We start from the raw sequence: 17,089 nt of genomic DNA, 5'->3' as shown, positions 1-17,089 counted from the left end.
GGAACCGGACACCGACAAGAGAAGTCCGTCCCGGCCCTACCTGATACGGGGGTCGGCCCCACTTAGGAGACAGTCGCAATGCCCAAGCCCACCAAGGGACCTCGCCTCGGCGGGTCGTCTTCGCACCAGAAGGCCCTGCTGGCCAACCTGGCCACCTCGCTGTTCGAGCACGGCCGGATCAAGACGACCGAGCCCAAGGCGCGGGCGTTGCGGCCATACGCGGAGAAGCTGATCACGCACGCGAAAAAGGGTGCGCTGCACAACCGTCGCGAGGTGCTCAAGAAGATCCGCGACAAGGACGTGGTGCACGCCCTGTTCGCGGAGATCGGCCCGTTCTACGCCGACCGCAACGGCGGCTACACCCGCATCATCAAGGTCGAGCCACGCAAGGGCGACAACGCCCCGATGGCCGTGATCGAGCTGGTGCGGGAGAAGACGGTCACCTCCGAGGCCGACCGGGCGCGACGGGTGAAGGCTTCCAAGAAGTCCGACGCTCCCGTCGCGGCGGCGGCGGCACCGCAGGCGTCCGTCGAGCCCGAGGAAGCGGTCGGCCCGACGGCCGAGGAGGCCACGGCCGAAGCCGAGGAGGCCACGACCGAGGCCCAGCCCACCAAGGCCCAGGCCGAAGCCGAGGACAAGGCCGAGCAGGCCGTGGCCGCGCGGGCGGAAGCCGAAGCCGCCGAGGCGAATGACGAGGCTGACGAGAGTTAGCGAGGACGTCCGTCTGCGGCTCGGTATCGCCTACGACGGAACAGGTTTCGCGGGCTGGGCCACCCAGGCCGGCCAGCGGACCGTGGCCGGGATTCTCGACGAGGCGCTGACGACGGTCTTTCGCACGCCGGTGCGCCTGCGCGCGGCGGGACGCACCGACGCCGGTGTGCATGCCACCGGGCAGGTGGCGCACGTCGACGTGCCGCTGGCCGCGCTGTCCAACGCCTATCCGCGCGCACCGCACGTCGGTGAGCCCGAGTTTCTGCCGCTGCTGCGCCGGCTGGGCCGGTTTTTGCCCACCGACGTCCGCGTCACCGACATCACCCGCGCGCCGGCGGGTTTCGACGCCCGGTTCTCGGCGCTGCGTCGTCACTACGTGTACCGGCTCTCGACGGCGCCATGGGGCGTGCCGCCGCTGCAGGCCCGCTACGTCACCGCGTGGCCGCGCCCCCTGGACGTCGACGCCATGGCGACCGCGTCGCGAGACCTGCTGGGGCTGCACGACTTTGCCGCGTTCTGCCGCCACCGCGACAATGCCACCACCATTCGCGACCTGCAGCGCCTTCAGTGGACCCGCGACGGCGACCTGATCACCGCGCAGGTCAGCGCCGACGCGTTCTGCTGGTCGATGGTGCGTTCACTGGTCGGGGCGCTGCTGGCCGTCGGCGAGCACCGCCGCCCGGTGTGCTATTGCCGCGAATTGCTTAGCGCCACCGAGCGTTCCAGCGACTTCGCCGTCGCGCCCGCCCACGGTTTGTCGCTGGTCGGCGTGGACTACCCGCCCGATGATCAGCTGGCGGCGCGCAACCTGATCACCCGCGACATACGCTCGCGCTAGACCCTGGCCGCGACGAATTTTGCTGCCTTGTTGGTCAATCCGGGCACGTAGCCCAGGTGCGAGCTCCACTGCATGCCCGACGAGCAGATCGGGTCGCCCGGGTTGCACAGGTCGATGGTCTTGCCCTCGAAATTGGGGGACAGGGCACTCATCAGTTGACCCGCGCGGCCGGACGGATTGCCGAACAGGGCGACCGCGGCGACGTGATCGGCGGCCGCGGGCGGCAGGGGCTGGCGATAGCCGAGGCCGGCCACCGGTGCGGCCGTGACGATGTCGACGACGGCGGCGCCCTGCGAGTACCCGCCCAGCACCAGTTTGGTGCCGGGGCAGTTGGCGGCCATTTGTTGGATGTGGGTGCTGGCGTCGTTGGCGCCGTTGGTGGCGGCGAGAAAATCCTTGTTTGCCGGGTAGTTCACCCCATATGCGCCAACGCTTTTGCGGGTCTGCTCGCGCAACGCGCTGACGAAGGCGCCGCCCACCTTGCCGACGCCGGGCGGCTCGTCGGTGCCGCGGGCAAATACCACCTCAACGCCGGGGCACGATGCCGAGGCATGCGGAACCAATTGGGGGGCAATCAATAACGCGCCCGTCGCGCCGATTCCGATGCCCAGCCCTAACGGGATAAGCCTCACACAGCGATGTTAAAGGGGGTTGATAACCCGGCGGTAACGATTCAGACGAGAGGTGCTTGCGGTGCGACCGTGGCGGGCGCGGGCAGCGACGGCGCGGGAGCCGGAGCGGTGCCGGTACCGCCGTGAATCGAGGGTACCGACCCGGGCGGATTCTGCCCGTAGACCGGCGACTGCTGAGGTCCGTAGCCGGGGATCTGAGGCCCGTAGCCGGGGGTCTGCGGTCCGTAGCCGGGGCCCAGCGGCGGACCGAACGCGGGCGCCTGCTGGCCGAGACCGGCGGCCGCGAGCTTTTGCGCGACGAACGCCGCGGCCTGGGTGGTGTAGACGGGGATGTAGCCCTCGGTGTGCCCGCTCCACTCGTTACCGGGTCCGGCGTGGCAGATCGGGTCGTTGGGGTTGCACAAATCGATGGCTTTGGAGCCCAGCAATTTGCTCTGGCTGGGCAGGGTCCCGCCGGCACGGTCGGCCACGTCGCCGAAGGTGGCGACGGCCGCGATGTTGTTGGCGTACTGCGCCGGCAGGGCGTTCCCCCAGTTGATGCCGCCGATCGGGACGCCGGCCACGATGTCCATCACCGAGGCGCCCTGCGAGTAGCCGCCCAGCACGATCTTGGTGTTGGGGCACTTCTCCACGCTCTTCTTGACGCGGTCGATGGTGTCGTTGGCGCCGTCACCGCCGTGCAACTGCAGCTTGCTGGCGGCGTAATTCACCCCGTAGGGCAAGATGTTCAGGCCGCCCGTCTGCTGGCGCAGCGAATCCACGAAGGCGTCGCCGACCCGGCCCAGGCCCGGGGGCTCGTTGGTGCCGCGGGCGAAGATGACCTCGACGTCCGGGCAGTCGTCGGCGGAGGCCTTGGGTGCCGCGGCGGGGGTTGCGAGCAGGCCGGACGCGATAACCAGGGCAGACGCACCCAGGCCGATCAAACGGCCCGCTAACCGCGCGGTGCCCGCCCGAGGGGTACGTGTGCGGTGAGTTTTCACCGGGCGATTCTACCCATTTTCTAGTACGGCGAAACTCCCGCGACCTGTGGATAACCGCTCCGCCGGCGCGAAACGGAGGTTTACCGTGGGCGTCGACGGATCCACCGGATGAGGAGATCTCGTGCCGCGTCGGCCGGCCGCCTGGCTGCACGTCAGCGCTTACCGATATTTGCTGCGGCGCGTCGAAAGCGCGTTGCTGGGCGAGGACATCGCGACGGCCTGGCCCGGCGCACGCGCGCGCCGGGCCTCGCTGCTGTTCGGCTGTGTCGTCACCGCCATCGCCGTGGCCGGCTGCGCTCTTCTCGCCGTCCTGCGACCGCATCCAGCGCTGGACCGCACTCGGATCGTGATGAGTCGTGAATCCGGTGCCCTCTTCGTCCGGGTGGGCGACGTCTGGCACCCGGTGCTCAACCTGGCCTCCGCCCGGCTCATCGCGGCGACGGCCGCCAACCCCCAGCCGGTCACCGAATCCGACCTGGGCGCCACCAAACGCGGCCCGTTGCTGGGCATTCCGGGTGCCCCGGAATTCCTTGGCAGGCCGCTGTCCCCGGACGAGACGGATTGGTCGATCTGCGCTCACACCGGCGCCAGCACCGCCACGGCCATCATCATCGGTCGACGCTCCGAGGCGCCACCGGCGCATCGGGTGCCCGGCGGGCAAGCGATCCTGGTGGCTCCCGCTCCGGGTTCGACGGCCTACTTGCTGTACGACGGCCACCGGGCGCTGGTGGACCTCGACGACGCTGCCGTTTTGCGCGCGCTGCGCCTAGAGCGCCGGGCGCCGTTGATCGTCTCGCAAGCGTTGCTGAACGCCGTCCCGGAAGCGCCGCCGATCGCGCCCCCGCGAATCCGCGGCAGCGGCGCCCGGACGCCGGTCCTGCCCGGGTTTGCGGTCGGCAGTGTGCTTCGCATCACGCGCGCCGACGGCGACGAGTTCTACGCGGTGCTGGCCGCCGGGCTGCAACGCATCGGTCAGGTGGCGGCCGACCTGCTGCGCTTGTCCAATCCACAGGGCACGACCAACGCCGTTACCATCGCCCCCGACGCGATCCGGGCCGCTCCCGTCGTCGCCGAGCTACCGGTCGCCCTCTTTCCCGACCGGGCGCCTGCGCTCTTTGCGCCCGCCGGCACGTTGTGCGCCAGCTGGGGGCCGGGGAGAACCGGCGTCGCCTTCGTGGCGGAGGTCGGGTTGCCCATCCCGACCGGCCGGGCGCCGGTGGCCCTGGCGCAAGCCGACGGCGACGGCCCCGCGTTGGACGCCGCGTATGTTCCGGTCGGCCGAAGCGCCTACGTGCGGGCGGGCGACGACGCCGGCACCCGCTACCTGATCACCGACACCGGAGTCCGATTCGCCGTTCACGACGACGACGCCGCGCGCGACCTCGGTCTCGCGGACGCGACCCCGGCGCCGTGGCCGCTGCTCACGCTGCTGCCGGCCGGGCCGGAGCTGAACCGACGGAACGCCTCAGTCGCCCGCGACGCGGTCGCCGGTTCGCCGTAGGCGGCCCCTAGCCGCCCCGGCGGACAGCGCGATCGTCAGCGCAACCAGACAGATCGCGGCGCCACGCAGCGCGGTATCCCGGGCGCGGGAATCGCGCGGCTGCACCGCCGGCGGTGCCGAGATCGGCACGGGCCGCGGCGATGGGCCGGGACCGTCGGCGGCAGCACCGGTGCCGGCGCTGACCGCGGCGAGCGGGTCGACGGTGCCGTTGCCGACGAGGGGATCCCACCCGGCGGGTGGATGACGCGCCGTCGTCTTGATGCGCTGCATCACCTGGCGGGCGCTCAGCGCCGGGAAGCGGGCGCGGATCAGCGCCGCCACCCCGCTGACCATCGGGGCGGCATAGCTGGTACCGGACACCGGCTCCGGCCCGAGTGACGTCACCGCCTCACCCGGTGCGGCGACATCCACCCAGGGACCGGCAAGGGTGAACGACGAGGGCGTTCCTTCGGCTTTCACCGATCCGACGGTCAGCACGTAGTCGTCGTACCAGGCTGGACTGACGGTGACCGTGAGCGTCTGCCAGGTGGCGTCGCCACGTTGCGGCGGGCACTGTCCGGCGCCGCCGGTGTTGCCCGCCGCGGCCACAACGACGGCGTTCTTGACGTCGACGGCATAAGCCAGTGCTGCACCCAGCGCGCGGTCATCGGGCGCCGAGGCCACCGGTGTGCACGCAACCGAGGAAATGTTGATCACCGAGGCACCCAGGTCGGCGGCCGTCCGGACGGCCTTCGCCATGGTGTCGACGTCGCCGACCCCGGTGCGGGATCGGTCGCTGGCCGGGGCGAATTTGGCACTGGACTGGCGAATGCTGATCAATGTGGCATCGGGTGCCACCCCGCTGAAATTGTCGGAATTGGAATCCGCTGTGGCCGCGATGATTCCGGCCACCAGCGTGCCGTGCGCATCGCAATCCTGCGTGCCGTCGCCGGTGGACACGTAGTCACCCCCGGGCACCACATCGGGCAGGCGACGATGTCGCGAGATTCCCGTGTCAATGACCGCGACCCGTTGTCCGGTGCCGCGGCTGAGTTGCCAGACCGCCGACAGGTCACCAAGATTTGCCGGTCGGTTGCGTCCCGGCCCCGAGTCGGCGGTCATCGTGGCGCAAACCTCGCGTTGCGCGGTCGGCCACGGCGACGTTGGCCGCGCCGGCTCGGGCAACCACCTGTCGTCGACGTCCGGGGGCGTGACGGCGTGCGCCGTCGGGGTTCCGAGCGCGATCGCCAGCGTCAGCGCCGACACGGCCAACAGCCGGCCGGCGCGGGAGTTCACCATGGCAGGCTCAAACCGCGGACCGCGCCGTAGATTCCACAAATCCAGCATGTCAACGGGACCATCGCGGCCAGCGCCAGCCATTCCAGCAGTCCGGTGCTGCGTCGCACGACGGGCGAGGCGGGCCGCGACGGGCCGACGAAGCCGACATACAGCGCCACGACGACCGACGCCGTCGTTGCGGCGGCAACCCAGGGTCCGTGCATCGCCGCGCGTGAGCTCGCCACGCCGAAAGTTGTTGCTGCGACCGCGATTCCGCTGACCGCGAATGTCAGCATCCTTCTGATGTCGGTGGACCGGGCGTGCGACAGCAACAGCGCGCCGGTGAGCGTGCCGAACGCGGTGCACGACGGGCGCGGCGCTCCGGTGAGCACGGTGATGACCGCTCCCACGGCGGCCGATATCGACAATCCGGCCAGCAGGCTCGTTAAAAAGCTGTCGGCGCGAGCCGCTCGGCGGCGCACCCTGGCGCCGCTCGGCTCGATCTCCGTAACCTGCGGTGTCCCCGGTAGCGGCGATAACCCCGCCAGTGCGATCGATACGCGCGGCGCCACCGGGAGCAGGCCAAGGGACACCAGCCCCGCCGCCGAAGCGATGGCGGACAACGGCATCCCGCCGATCACACCCGCCAACGCCGCCAGCGTGATCACCACGGCTGCGCACGAGACGGCCGTCAAAGTGACCACGCCGCAACCCGATACGCCCATCGCCACAACCGCGGCGACCCCGCTCGACGCCGCGGCCAGCAAGACGTGGGGAATGCCGACTGGACCCGGCACCGCCACGAAACCGGCGATCCCTGCAAACGCGGTCGCGATTGCGCTCAGCACTAGTCCGGCGGTCTGATCTTGATGGCCGCGCCGCGCGATGGCCGCCAGCCCCAGGGTGAGCACCCCGGACGACAGAAATGACCCGGTCGTGGCCGCATCCCGGCTTCCGTTGGTGTCCAGCGCATTACACAGGACCACCAGCCCTCCGACCCCCGCCGAGAGCATCGCCGCCGCCGCGCCGACCAACCGGACCGCGCGCCGGTGCGTGGGGCCGTCGCGCGATTCGGTGGCCGCGGCGACTGTGGCCGCGACGGCGTCCGCGACATCGAAGTAACGGGGGCCGGGCAACGGCGAGGTGCTCCGGCTCAGCACCAGGATCGTACCGTCACCGATGCCGTGCTCGCCCAGCGTCATCGACGGATCCAACCCGGACGCGCCGGGCATCGACAAGCGGTAGCGCACGGCGTGGCCGTCGGGGCAGTCGACACCGAGGATGTCGATGACCGACGGAAGCAGCACGGCGACAGGGATTGTGGCGGGTAGGACGATGTCGACGGCGACGGCGTCCCAGTGCACGCAGACGCGTCGCAACCCGGTATCGATGGCAGGCAACAGCGAACCCTTCGGTCGGATTGACGCAGAACATAGCCGGGTTCGAGCGGCTCCGGTGTACCGCTGTCCACAGGTGACTTGTCGCCGGTGTCCGTGCTACCTACCGTCGTCGCACCGGGAAGGGGACGAGGTGACCCAGAGTTTGCCGGCGGTGCCGGGGACGGGTGTTGCCGACATCGTTGTCGACGCACCGCCAAACCTCCCGTCCCCGGCGACGTCGGGCCTGTTAACGCGGCTGCTTCCGGTGATGCTCTCCCTGGCGTGCATGAGCGTGATGGCCGCGGTGTTCAGCGCCGGGAATGGCTCGGCCCGCAACCCCGTGTTTCTGGCATTCCCCGCCTTGATGCTGGTCTCGACCGTGGTGACCGCGCTGACCGGTGCCGCCCGCCGGGGCGGCGGTGGGATCGACGCCGACCGCGACCGCTACCTCGACTACCTGAAGGGGCTAAGCCGGTCCGTCGCCGAAATCGCTGTGGCACAGAACAGCTCGTCGATTCACGACCATCCCGATCCCGACACGCTGTGGACCTTGATCGGCGGTCCGCGGATGTGGGAAAGGCGAGCGGGCGGCACCGACTTCGGCCTGGTGCGGGTCGGCATGGGCCCGCAGCCACTGGCTCGCCGATTGGTCTCGCCCTCGCTTCCCCCGGAGGAGCGTCGCGATCCGGTCACCGCCCTGGCGCTACGGCGCTTCCTGGAGGCGCATGCGACGGTCCGCGCGCCGGTCACGATCGACCTGGGTGGCGAAACGCAGGTGCGGATCGACGGCGATCCGGCCGAGGTGCGCGGGCTCCTGCGAGCGATCCTTTGCCAGCTCGCGGTGCTGCATGCACCCGATCACGTGCTGATCGCCGCCGCCATCGACGATGAGAATCGTGAACACTGGGAATGGTTGAAATGGCTGCCACACAACCAGCATCCGGCCGATGTCGATGCGGCGGGCCCGGTGCGGATGGTCTATTCGGGCGCGGCGCAGGCGCGGCGCGCGCTCGCCGCGGTGCAAGGGCCCGACGTGGTGGTGGTCACCGATCTGGCCGACGGCATCGATCCGATCGCCGGCGCGACCACCATCGGGGCGGGCAACACCCGCGAGGGCGCACCGCTGATCATCGCGGCGCGCACCCGACCGGCACCGGAACTGAGCCCCGACCAGATGTCGCCCATCGACGCGCTGATTTGCGCCCGCCGGCTGGCCGGGTACCACCCGAGCACGGCCCGTCGGAGGGGTGCGGAGCCCAATTGGCCAGAGCTGGCCGGGCTGTCCGATCTTGACCGCTTCGACCCGGCCACGCTGTGGCCCCGCCAACGACACCGCGACCGCCTGCGCGTACCGATCGGAACCACCGCGCAGGGTTTTCCACTCTTGCTGGACATCAAGGAGCCGGCCGAAGGCGGGATGGGCCCACACGGGCTGTGCATCGGCGCCACCGGGTCGGGCAAGTCGGAGCTGTTGCGCACCATCGCGCTGGGCATGATGGCCCACAATTCGCCGGAGGCGCTCAACCTGCTGCTCGTCGACTTCAAAGGCGGCGCAACCTTTCTCGACTATGCAAACGCCCCCCACGTGTCCGCGGTGATCACCAACCTGGCCGACGACGCGCCGCTGGTGGCGCGGATGCGCGACGCCCTGGCGGGCGAGATGAACCGTCGCCAGCAATTGCTGCGGACGGCGGGCTGCGTCAGCGTCACGGCATACGAGCACGCGCGGGCGGCCAGGGCGGCGTGGGCCCCGCTGCCCACATTGTTCGTCATTGTCGACGAATTCTCCGAATTGCTCAGCCAACAACCCGATTTTGCCGAAATGTTCGTCGCGATCGGCCGCCTCGGGCGGTCGCTGGGCATGCACCTGCTGCTCGCCAGTCAGCGCCTCGACGAGGGCCGGCTACGCGGGCTGGACGCCCACCTGTCGTATCGACTGTGCTTGAAGACGCTGTCGACCAGTGAATCCCAAACATTGCTCGGCAATCTCGACGCATACCGACTGCCGAGCGCTCCGGGCGCCGGCCTCTTGCGGGTAAGCGGCGGCGATCCGATTCGCTTCCAGGCCGCGTCCGTTTCGGCGCCGCTGCCCACCGACACCGCGTCCCGTATTCCCGCCGCGGCGGCCGGTTCGGTGCGGGCGTTCAGCACCGGGGTCACCGGTACCGTCAGCCGGGCGGTCGAGGCGAGGGCGAAGCCCGAGCGCACCATCTCGCATGCCGTCCTGGACCGGTTGTCCGGCCGAGGTCCGCTCGCGCACCGGGTTTGGCTGCCCCCGCTCGGCCCGGCACCGCCGCTGGACACGGTGCTGGCCGGCGCCGAGTGCGTGCCGGGACGCCTGACGGTACCCATCGGCACCGTCGACCGCCCGTTCGATCAGTGCCGGACACCGCTGATGGTCGATTTGGCCGGGGCCGCAGGCCATGTGGCGGTCGTCGGCGGTCCCCAAGCGGGAAAATCGACGGCGTTGCGAACGCTCATCACCGCTTTGGCGGCCACGCACGATCCTGGGCAGGTGCAGTTCTACTGCCTGGATTTCGGTGGCGGAGGCCTGTCGACGGTGCACACGCTGCCGCATGTGGGAGCGGTTGCCGGGCGCGCGGACCCGCGTCTGGCCGGCCGAATCGTCGCGGAATGCGAGTCGGTCATTCGCCGCCGGGAAACGGTGTTTCGCGACGACGGCATCGCCTCGATCGCCCAATACCGCCAGGGGCGAATGAACGAAGACCGGTTCGGCGACGTGTTCCTCGTCATCGACGGCTGGGCGAGCGTACGCCAAGAATTCGAAGCGCTGGAGGAGTCGATCACCGCGCTGGCGGCCCACGGGCTTTCGTACGGCGTGCACCTGGTGTTGTCGGCGACGCGGTGGGCCGAGGTCCGGCCTTCGCTGCGGGACCAGATCGGCACCCGCATCGAGTTACGACTCGGCGATCCGGCGGACTCCGAAATCGATCGCAGGGCCGCGCAGCATGTGCCGCGCGACAGGCCGGGCCGTGGTCTTTCGGCGGAGGGCCTGCAGATGGTGATCGCCTCGCCCATCGCCGAGGTGCGTGCCGGTGAGTCGGTCGCCCCGCCCATACCGCTGCTGCCCCTGCGCGTGGATCGCGAAGATATGGTGCGCGGATCGAACCCCGAGCCGAAAGCGCAGCCGCTGCTCGGTCTGCGGGAGCGGGAATTAGACGCGGTGGTAATCGATTTCGCGCAACGGCCGCACCTCCTGGTGCTCGGCGACAACGAGTGCGGCAAGACCGCCACGCTCCGGACGTTGTGCCGAGAAATCGTCCGGACGAAGACGCCCATGCAAGCCCGGCTGTTGGTCGTCGACTTCCGCCGCGCCCTGCTTGGCGTCGTCGAGTCGGATCATCTCGGTGGCTATGCCATGTCCCCCGCCGCCCTGGCCGTATTGTTGCCCGGCCTGCTCGATTCGCTGCAGGAGCGCATGCGGCCGCCCGACGCCAGCCAGGCCCGATTGCGCGGCGGCCCCTGGTGGTCCGGACCGGAGCTCTATGTCGTCGTCGATGACTACGACCTGGTTGCCACCCCGACGGGCAACCCGCTGGGGCCGATCGTCGAATTCTTGCCGCACGCGCCGGATTTGGGGTTGCATCTGGTCATCGCCCGTCGCAGCGGTGGCGTCGAGCGCGCGATGTTCGAGCCGCTACTGGCGAGCCTGCGCGACCTCGGTTGCATGTCGCTGAAGATGAGCGGATGCCCAACTGAGGGCGGAACGTTCGGTTCCACCCAGCCGGTGATATTGCCGCCGGGCCGCGGCGTGCTGAGCACTCGGGCCGGCGACGAAGAACTTGTCCAGGTTGCCTGGAGTCCACCATGAGCGAGCACCCGGCGATCGTCGAGGCCGGCCCCGGAACGATCCGCCGATTGTGTTGCGCCACAGACACGGTCGCCGACGCCGGGCTGGCCGACACCGTGCGAGCCGCGCTGGATGCGATAGACGACCAGGTGGCGCTGGTCGAGGAGCGTCCGGTAGCCGTCGACGCGCTGTGGGAAACCGCGCTGCGATCGGTAACCCGCGGGCACCGCGGCGCGATGGTCGTCGTTCATCCGTCGTGGTGGCCGTCCGCGCGCGTAGGTGTGGTGCGCGCGGCCGGTGCCGCCGTGGCAGGCGAAGTGCGGACGCGGACGCGGGCGTCGCTGCTGATGCGGGCATCGGATGCCGCACCGGACGCGACCGTAGTGGTCGAAATCGCCGAGCGACTGGTGGCGATCATCGCAAACGAGGTCACCGCCGTACCGCGCAATGCCGACCCGCGGTCCGTCGCCCGCGACGTTGCGGGCATTGTCGCCGGGATGGCTCCCGCGGCAGTGCTGATCGACACCCCGAGCACGGTCACCGGCGCGCCGGGGCTCGCGACACTGATCGCCGACGCGGTGCGCGGAAGCGGACAGGGAAGCCCAAACACCCTCGAGATCAACGACATCCGGCTCGCCCGGCTCGCGCGGCCGGCCCGCCTCGCGCGTGCAGCCGGCGCGTCCGCTTGCGCCGTCCGATGGCGCGGACGGACGCTGAGCGCGCTCGGGGCGGCTGTGGTCGTCGTCGGCGCGGCGGCGCCGACGGCGCTCAGCGTGGGCCGGCCCGGCGTCGTGGCGCCCAAACCGGTCGAAACCGCGCCCACGACTTTTCTGGTGGAGGGCCGGGTAGCGCTGGCGGTCCCGGCGACCTGGTCGACGCAACGGGTGCTCAGCGGACCGGGCTCGGCGCGCGTACAGGTCACGTCCCCGACGGATCCCGAGGTCGCCCTGCACATCACCCAGTCCCCGGTGGCCGGCGAGACCCTGAGCGGCACCGCGGACCGGTTGAAGCGCGCGATCGACGCCGAGCCGCCCGGTGTTTTCGTCGACTTCAATCCGTCCGGAACCAGCGCCGGCCGGCCGGCGGTGACATATCGCGAGGTGCGCGCCGGCCATCACGTGCGCTGGACCGTGCTGCTGGACGGCCCGGTCCGGATCAGCATCGGTTGCCAGAGCCGCGCCGGCGACGAGGACACCGTCCGCGATGCCTGCGAGCGGGCGGTGCGATCGGCCCACGCAATCGGCTGAAATCCGGTGGAACCAAAGCACCGCCGTGCGGGTCGAAATTGGTATGTCCCCAAACGCACTGAGCACCGACTTCGACCTGATGCGCTCGGTGGCCGGTACCACCGACGCCCGCAACGAGGAAATGCGGGCGATGCTGCAGGCATTCGTCGGCCGCATGAACGGCGTGCCGCCATCGGCGTGGGGCGGGCTTGCGGCCGCGCGCTTCAAAGACGTGATGGATCGCTGGAACGCCGAGTCACTGAGGCTCTACCACGCGCTGAACACGATCGCGGACACCATTCGGCACAACGCCGCCACCCTGCAGGAGGCAGGCCAAAGCCATGCACACCACATCGCCGCCGCCGGCGCAAACCTGTGACGAGAGAGGACCCCGTGGACCCGGTGCTTTCCTATAACTTCGGCGAAATCGAACACTCGGTGCGCCAGGACATCCACGCCACGTCGGCCCGCTTCAACGCCGCGCTCGACGAGCTGAGCTCGCGGATCGCACCGCTGCGGCAGCTCTGGACCAGTGAAGCGGCCGCCGCCTACCAGGCGGAACAGCTGAAATGGCATCAGTCGGCGACCGCGCTCAACGAGATTTTGGCCGAGCTGGGAAACGCGGTACGCGACGGTGCCGAAGAGGTGGCCAACGCCGACCGCCGGGCCGCCGGCGTCTGGGCGCGATAGCGGCCGAAGGGACACCGCGCGGTCCGCACCGCGCCGTGAGACTGTGTGGTCCTGGCGGGGGAGAGCCGTCGGGACCACACAGTCATTTTGACCTGCGGGGATGGCGGTCGGTAAGCTGCTCCGTTGGCGTGCGGTACGCCGGGGCCTCGGGTCAATGTCGGTCGCCGAGACCAAGCCCTTACCGCGAACGCCTGACCGGCCCCCGGCTTCCACCGGGATCCACCCTCGAGAAGAAGAAGGTAAGCGCTGTGCCTACGTACACGCCAAAGGCGGGTGACACCACGCGGTCGTGGCACGTCATCGACGCCACGGACGTGGTGCTTGGCCGCCTTGCCGTCGCGGCAGCCACCCTGCTGCGCGGCAAGCACAAGCCGACGTTCACCCCCAATGTCGACGGCGGTGACTTCGTCATCGTCATCAACGCCGACAAGGTCGCCTTCAGCGGCCAAAAGCTGGACAAGAAGCTGGCTTACCGTCACTCGGGGTATCCCGGCGGTCTGAGCAGCCGAACCATCCGCGAGCTGATGGACAAGCACCCCGACCGTGTCGTGGAGGACGCGATCGTCGGCATGCTGCCCAAGAACAAGCTGGCCCGCCAGATCGCGCGCAAGCTGCACGTCTACGCCGGCCCGACGCACCCCCACGCCGCACAACAGCCCGTTCCGTACGAGATCAAGCAGGTGGCCCAGTGACCGAAACGACCGAGGCCCTGGAAAATCCCGAAAACCCGGACAACCCGCAAGCCGCGCAGGCCACGGAGGAAGCAGTGGCCGCCGAGGTGACCGAAGCCCCGGTTGAGACCGCCGCGGGCGCCGCGCCCGCCCAGTCGTTCGTCTTCGACCGGCCCATCCAGACCGTCGGCCGCCGCAAGGAGGCCGTGGTGCGGGTGCGCCTGGTGCCCGGCACCGGCAAGTTCAACCTGAACGGCCGCACCCTCGAGGGCTACTTCCCCAACAAGGTGCACCAGCAGCTCATCAAGGCCCCGCTGGTCACCGTCGACCGGGTGGACAGCTTCGACATCTATGCACTGCTGCACGGTGGCGGCCCGTCGGGGCAGGCCGGCGCGCTTCGCCTGGGCATCGCGCGGGCGCTGATCCTGGCGCAGCCCGAGGACCGGCCCTCGCTGAAGAAGGCCGGCTTCCTCACCCGTGACCCGCGGGCCACGGAGCGCAAGAAGTACGGCCTGAAGAAGGCCCGCAAGGCGCCTCAGTACAGCAAGCGCTGATCGAGCGATCGCTATCCGGCCACAACTTGGCATCGCGGTGCACAAGTTGTGGCCGGTTGCGGCGTGTCTGCGCCACGACGTGGCCGGTTTCATTCACAAAGGAACGGGCACGTTAGGTGCAAGCCCGACGACTGTGAGAGGTTTGTCCGCATGGGTCGACTATTCGGCACCGACGGTGTCCGTGGGGTCGCCAATCGCGAGTTGACCGCCGAGCTGGCGCTGGCGCTCGGTTCCGCGGCGGCGCGGCACCTGGCGAGCGCGGCGGCGCGGCACCTGGCGAGCGCGCCGGCACCGGGCCGGCGGGTCGCGGTGATCGGCCGCGATCCGCGGGCCAGCGGCGAGATGCTGGAGGCCGCGGTGATCGCCGGGCTGACCAGTCAGGGCGTCGACGCGCTGCGGGTCGGGGTGCTGCCCACCCCCGCGGTCGCCTACCTGACCGGGGCCTACGACGCCGACTTCGGGGTGATGATCTCCGCGTCGCACAACCCCATGCCCGACAACGGGATCAAGATCTTCGGCCCCGGCGGCCGCAAGCTCGACGACGGCACCGAGGACCAGATCGAGGGGTTGGTCGACGTCGATCCCGGGTTGCGTCCGGTCGGCGCCGGGATCGGCCGGGTGATCGACGCCGAGGACGCGGCCGACCGCTACCTGCGCCATCTGAGCAAGGCCAGCACGCTGCGCCTCGACGGGTTGACCGTGGTGGTGGACTGCGCCCACGGCGCGGCCTCCGCGGTGGGGCCGCGCGCCTACCGCGCGGCCGGCGCCCGGGTGATCGCGATCAATGCCGACCCCAACGGGCTCAACATCAACGACAACTGCGGGTCCACGCATCTGGATTCGCTGCGCGCGGCGGTCGTCGCGCACCGTGCCGACCTCGGGCTGGCGCATGACGGCGACGCCGACCGGTGCCTGGCCATCGACGCGGGGGGCAACCTGGTCGACGGCGACCACATCATGGTGGTGCTCGCGCTGGCGATGCACGAGGCCGGCGAGCTGGCATCCAGAACGCTGGTCACCACCGTGATGAGCAACCTGGGCCTGCATCTGGCCATGCGCTCGGCCGGAATCACGGTGCGCACCACCGGGGTTGGCGACCGCTACGTGGTCGAGGAGTTGCGGGCCGGCGACTACAGCCTGGGCGGCGAGCAGTCCGGACACATCGTCATGCCCGCGCTGGGCTCGACCGGTGACGGCATCGTCACGGGCCTGCGGCTGATGAACCGCATGGTGCAGACCGGCTCGTCGCTGGCCGAGTTGGCCTCGGCGATGCAGACGCTGCCGCAGGTGCTGATCAACGTCACCGTCGCCGACAAGGACATCGCCGCCAGCGCGCCCGCGGTGCGCAGCGCGGTCGGGCAGGCCGAGGCCGAGCTGGGCGATACCGGCCGAATACTGTTGCGCCCGTCGGGAACCGAACCGATGATCCGCGTCATGGTGGAAGCACCCGAGAAAGACGTCGCGGCGCGGATCGCCACCCGGGTCGCCGAAGCGGTCAGCGACGCGCTGTAGATCGCTGACCCCGCGGAACCGGGCCGCGTCGGCGGGCGTCGGATAAGACATGAAATCCGTTGGGGGAACACGACCTGTGGCCGTCGCCCGCACCCAGATCGACGGGCCGGTCACACAGCGGGTCGCTAATCGATTCGCCATTTCGGCCGACTTCATCGACCGCGCGGTGAGCGATCACCTGGCCAGGCTGGCGTTCGGTGGGGCCGCCGCCGGGCGCGCGCACGCCGCGCGCGGCGACGCCCTGCGCGTGGAAGTCGAGCGGCTGGTGGCGCAGGTGTCGCAGTGGGGGCGCACGTCGGCGGAGATCGCCGTCGCGCTGCGGTCCAGCGCCGAGCGCTACGCGGACGCCGAACTGTATGCCGCGGCACGGATCGCCTAGCCGATGGCGGACCGGTTGGATGTGGCCGCCCGGCTTGCCGAGGGCCGGGATTCGGTCGAGCACACCCAGGCCTACGTGCGGGCCTGCCAGGTTCTGGGTTACGAAAACGCCGATCTGACAAACAATCCCGCGCGGGTCCGCGAGTGGTATGCGGGTGAGGACGGCCTGGACCTGCACGCGCTGGACCGCGACTGTGCCGAACTGCGGGCGGCGGCCGCGGTGGCGGGCGAAGCGCTGCGGATGCAGCGCGCCCAGGTGGCCGAGCTGGCCGCGGCGTGGACCGGTCCGGGCGGAGACGCCGCCGTGCAGCTGTTGCAGCGGCACTGTGACGCCGCGGACGCGGTTACCACCGAGCTGCGCGCGGCGGCCCAACGGTTCGAGTCGCTGCGCGACAACCTGTGGTACCTGGTCGATTCGGAGGTGGCGACCGTCGTAGCCGTCGACGACCGCGTGGGCGCCCACCGGCCGGCATGGCTGGCCGCCGCTGCCGCCGTGCAGGCCGGGGACCGAGACGGCGCGGCGGACGTGATCCGCCAACAGGTGATGCCGTACGTGGACAACGACATTGGCAATGACTGGTTGACAGCGGTGCGGGCCGCCTCGGACGGGGTCGACACGTCCTACGCCATGGTCATCGACAAGATGGCCGCCGTCCCGACGGCGCGCTTCGAGTTTCCCGGCGACCTCGGGGCCGACGTTGCGCCGGTGCCGCTCGCCCCGCCGGCGCAACCGGCACCGACGTCGACGACCGCCGCGCCGGCCACCGCCGCGCCCGTACCGGTCACCGCCGCACCGGATCCGACGGTTTCGGCGCCCCCGCTCGTCGCCGCCGCACCGGCGAGTCCCGCGGACTGGGGCGCCGGGCTCGGCGATGCCCTGGGCGCCCCGGCGGGCGGACTGGGCGGACTGGGCGGCCTGGGGGGTGGGCTCGGTGGCGGCGATCTGGGT

At 70.4% G+C, this 17,089-nt stretch carries 16 protein-coding genes; 12 read left to right on the top strand and 4 right to left on the bottom strand.

Annotated features, from left to right (window positions below):
- Nucleotides 1-78: 78 nt before the first annotated feature.
- Both rplQ and truA read left to right on the top strand, forming a co-directional pair.
- Nucleotides 79-711: a 50S ribosomal protein L17 gene (rplQ, locus tag BST14_RS14200; RefSeq protein ID WP_083064997.1), complete on the top strand. Its 633-nt coding sequence runs from the start codon at nt 79-81 to the stop codon at nt 709-711.
- Nucleotides 689-1,549, top strand: a complete 861-nt coding sequence (gene truA / locus BST14_RS14195; RefSeq protein ID WP_083064996.1) for a tRNA pseudouridine(38-40) synthase TruA — start codon at nt 689-691, stop codon at nt 1,547-1,549. Before rplQ ends, truA begins: the two co-directional genes overlap by 23 nt.
- Here the strand turns inward: truA and BST14_RS14190 are convergent.
- Together BST14_RS14190 and BST14_RS14185 are read right to left on the bottom strand one after the other, a co-directional pair.
- Complete coding sequence (locus tag BST14_RS14190) at nt 1,546-2,181, bottom strand: cutinase family protein (RefSeq protein ID WP_083064995.1); 636 nt, start codon at nt 2,179-2,181, stop codon at nt 1,546-1,548. The two genes, truA and BST14_RS14190, sit on opposite strands and share 4 nt — an antisense overlap.
- Before the next feature lie 41 nt (nt 2,182-2,222).
- On the bottom strand, nt 2,223-3,161 hold the full coding sequence (locus BST14_RS14185) for a cutinase family protein (protein ID WP_438502162.1): 939 nt from the start codon (nt 3,159-3,161) through the stop codon (nt 2,223-2,225).
- Between the two features lie 121 nt (nt 3,162-3,282).
- On the opposite strand from BST14_RS14185, the gene eccB reads away from it, so the two are divergent.
- Complete coding sequence (eccB, locus tag BST14_RS14180; RefSeq protein WP_083064994.1) at nt 3,283-4,662, top strand: type VII secretion protein EccB; 1,380 nt, start codon at nt 3,283-3,285, stop codon at nt 4,660-4,662.
- On the opposite strand, the gene mycP is transcribed toward eccB, so the two are convergent.
- Entirely contained in the window at nt 4,627-5,940 is a 1,314-nt protein-coding gene (gene mycP, locus BST14_RS14175; protein ID WP_083064993.1) for a type VII secretion-associated serine protease mycosin, read from the bottom strand. The genes eccB and mycP overlap by 36 nt on opposite strands.
- On the bottom strand, nt 5,934-7,319 hold the full coding sequence (gene eccD, locus BST14_RS14170) for a type VII secretion integral membrane protein EccD (protein WP_245845402.1): 1,386 nt from the start codon (nt 7,317-7,319) through the stop codon (nt 5,934-5,936). Before eccD ends, mycP begins: the two co-directional genes overlap by 7 nt.
- Before the next feature lie 130 nt (nt 7,320-7,449).
- On the opposite strand from eccD, the gene eccCa reads away from it, so the two are divergent.
- The 9 genes from eccCa to BST14_RS14125 form a co-directional block, all read left to right on the top strand.
- Nucleotides 7,450-11,130, top strand: a complete 3,681-nt coding sequence (eccCa, locus tag BST14_RS14165; protein ID WP_083064991.1) for a type VII secretion protein EccCa — start codon at nt 7,450-7,452, stop codon at nt 11,128-11,130.
- Nucleotides 11,127-12,356, top strand: a complete 1,230-nt coding sequence (locus BST14_RS14160) for a type VII secretion-associated protein (protein WP_083064990.1) — start codon at nt 11,127-11,129, stop codon at nt 12,354-12,356. The genes eccCa and BST14_RS14160 overlap by 4 nt, the downstream gene beginning before the upstream one ends.
- Nucleotides 12,357-12,399: 43 nt before the next feature.
- Entirely contained in the window at nt 12,400-12,714 is a 315-nt protein-coding gene (locus BST14_RS14155) for a WXG100 family type VII secretion target (protein ID WP_083064989.1), read from the top strand.
- A gap of 14 nt (nt 12,715-12,728) precedes the next feature.
- Nucleotides 12,729-13,025 (top strand): WXG100 family type VII secretion target, encoded by a 297-nt coding sequence (locus BST14_RS14150; RefSeq protein WP_083065025.1) that lies wholly within the window; start codon nt 12,729-12,731, stop codon nt 13,023-13,025.
- Nucleotides 13,026-13,273: 248 nt separating this feature from the next.
- A complete protein-coding gene (gene rplM / locus BST14_RS14145) occupies nt 13,274-13,717 on the top strand; it encodes a 50S ribosomal protein L13 (protein WP_007773455.1) in 444 nt (147 codons plus the stop codon).
- Nucleotides 13,718-13,791: 74 nt separating this feature from the next.
- Nucleotides 13,792-14,250: a 30S ribosomal protein S9 gene (gene rpsI, locus BST14_RS14140; RefSeq protein ID WP_438502163.1), complete on the top strand. Its 459-nt coding sequence runs from the start codon at nt 13,792-13,794 to the stop codon at nt 14,248-14,250.
- A gap of 150 nt (nt 14,251-14,400) precedes the next feature.
- Entirely contained in the window at nt 14,401-15,762 is a 1,362-nt protein-coding gene (gene glmM, locus BST14_RS14135) for a phosphoglucosamine mutase (protein ID WP_083064987.1), read from the top strand.
- A 49-nt stretch (nt 15,763-15,811) separates the two neighbouring features.
- Nucleotides 15,812-16,141, top strand: coding sequence for a hypothetical protein (locus BST14_RS14130; protein ID WP_083064986.1), 330 nt, complete (start codon nt 15,812-15,814; stop codon nt 16,139-16,141).
- A 3-nt stretch (nt 16,142-16,144) separates the two neighbouring features.
- Nucleotides 16,145-17,089 (top strand): hypothetical protein (locus tag BST14_RS14125; protein WP_083064985.1); only part of this gene is annotated, 945 nt, incomplete at its 3' end.

This window comes from Mycobacterium arosiense ATCC BAA-1401 = DSM 45069, assembly GCF_002086125.1.
Classification (GTDB): domain Bacteria; phylum Actinomycetota; class Actinomycetes; order Mycobacteriales; family Mycobacteriaceae; genus Mycobacterium; species Mycobacterium arosiense.
Note: the sequence above shows the minus strand (reverse complement) of the source record. Positions and strands in the feature narration are given on the sequence as shown.

What these genes read in the sequence shown, in the direction of transcription:
- BST14_RS14130 (WP_083064986.1), top strand. Translation starts at nt 15,812, where the DNA reads ATGAAATCCGTTGGGGGAACACGACCTGTGGCCGTCGCCCGCACCCAG.
- BST14_RS14160 (WP_083064990.1), top strand. Translation starts at nt 11,127, where the DNA reads ATGAGCGAGCACCCGGCGATCGTCGAGGCCGGCCCCGGAACGATCCGC.
- truA (WP_083064996.1), top strand. Translation starts at nt 689, where the DNA reads ATGACGAGGCTGACGAGAGTTAGCGAGGACGTCCGTCTGCGGCTCGGT.
- BST14_RS14155 (WP_083064989.1), top strand. Translation starts at nt 12,400, where the DNA reads ATGTCCCCAAACGCACTGAGCACCGACTTCGACCTGATGCGCTCGGTG.
- glmM (WP_083064987.1), top strand. Translation starts at nt 14,401, where the DNA reads ATGGGTCGACTATTCGGCACCGACGGTGTCCGTGGGGTCGCCAATCGC.
- mycP (WP_083064993.1), bottom strand. Translation starts at nt 5,940, where the DNA reads ATGGTGAACTCCCGCGCCGGCCGGCTGTTGGCCGTGTCGGCGCTGACG.
- rplQ (WP_083064997.1), top strand. Translation starts at nt 79, where the DNA reads ATGCCCAAGCCCACCAAGGGACCTCGCCTCGGCGGGTCGTCTTCGCAC.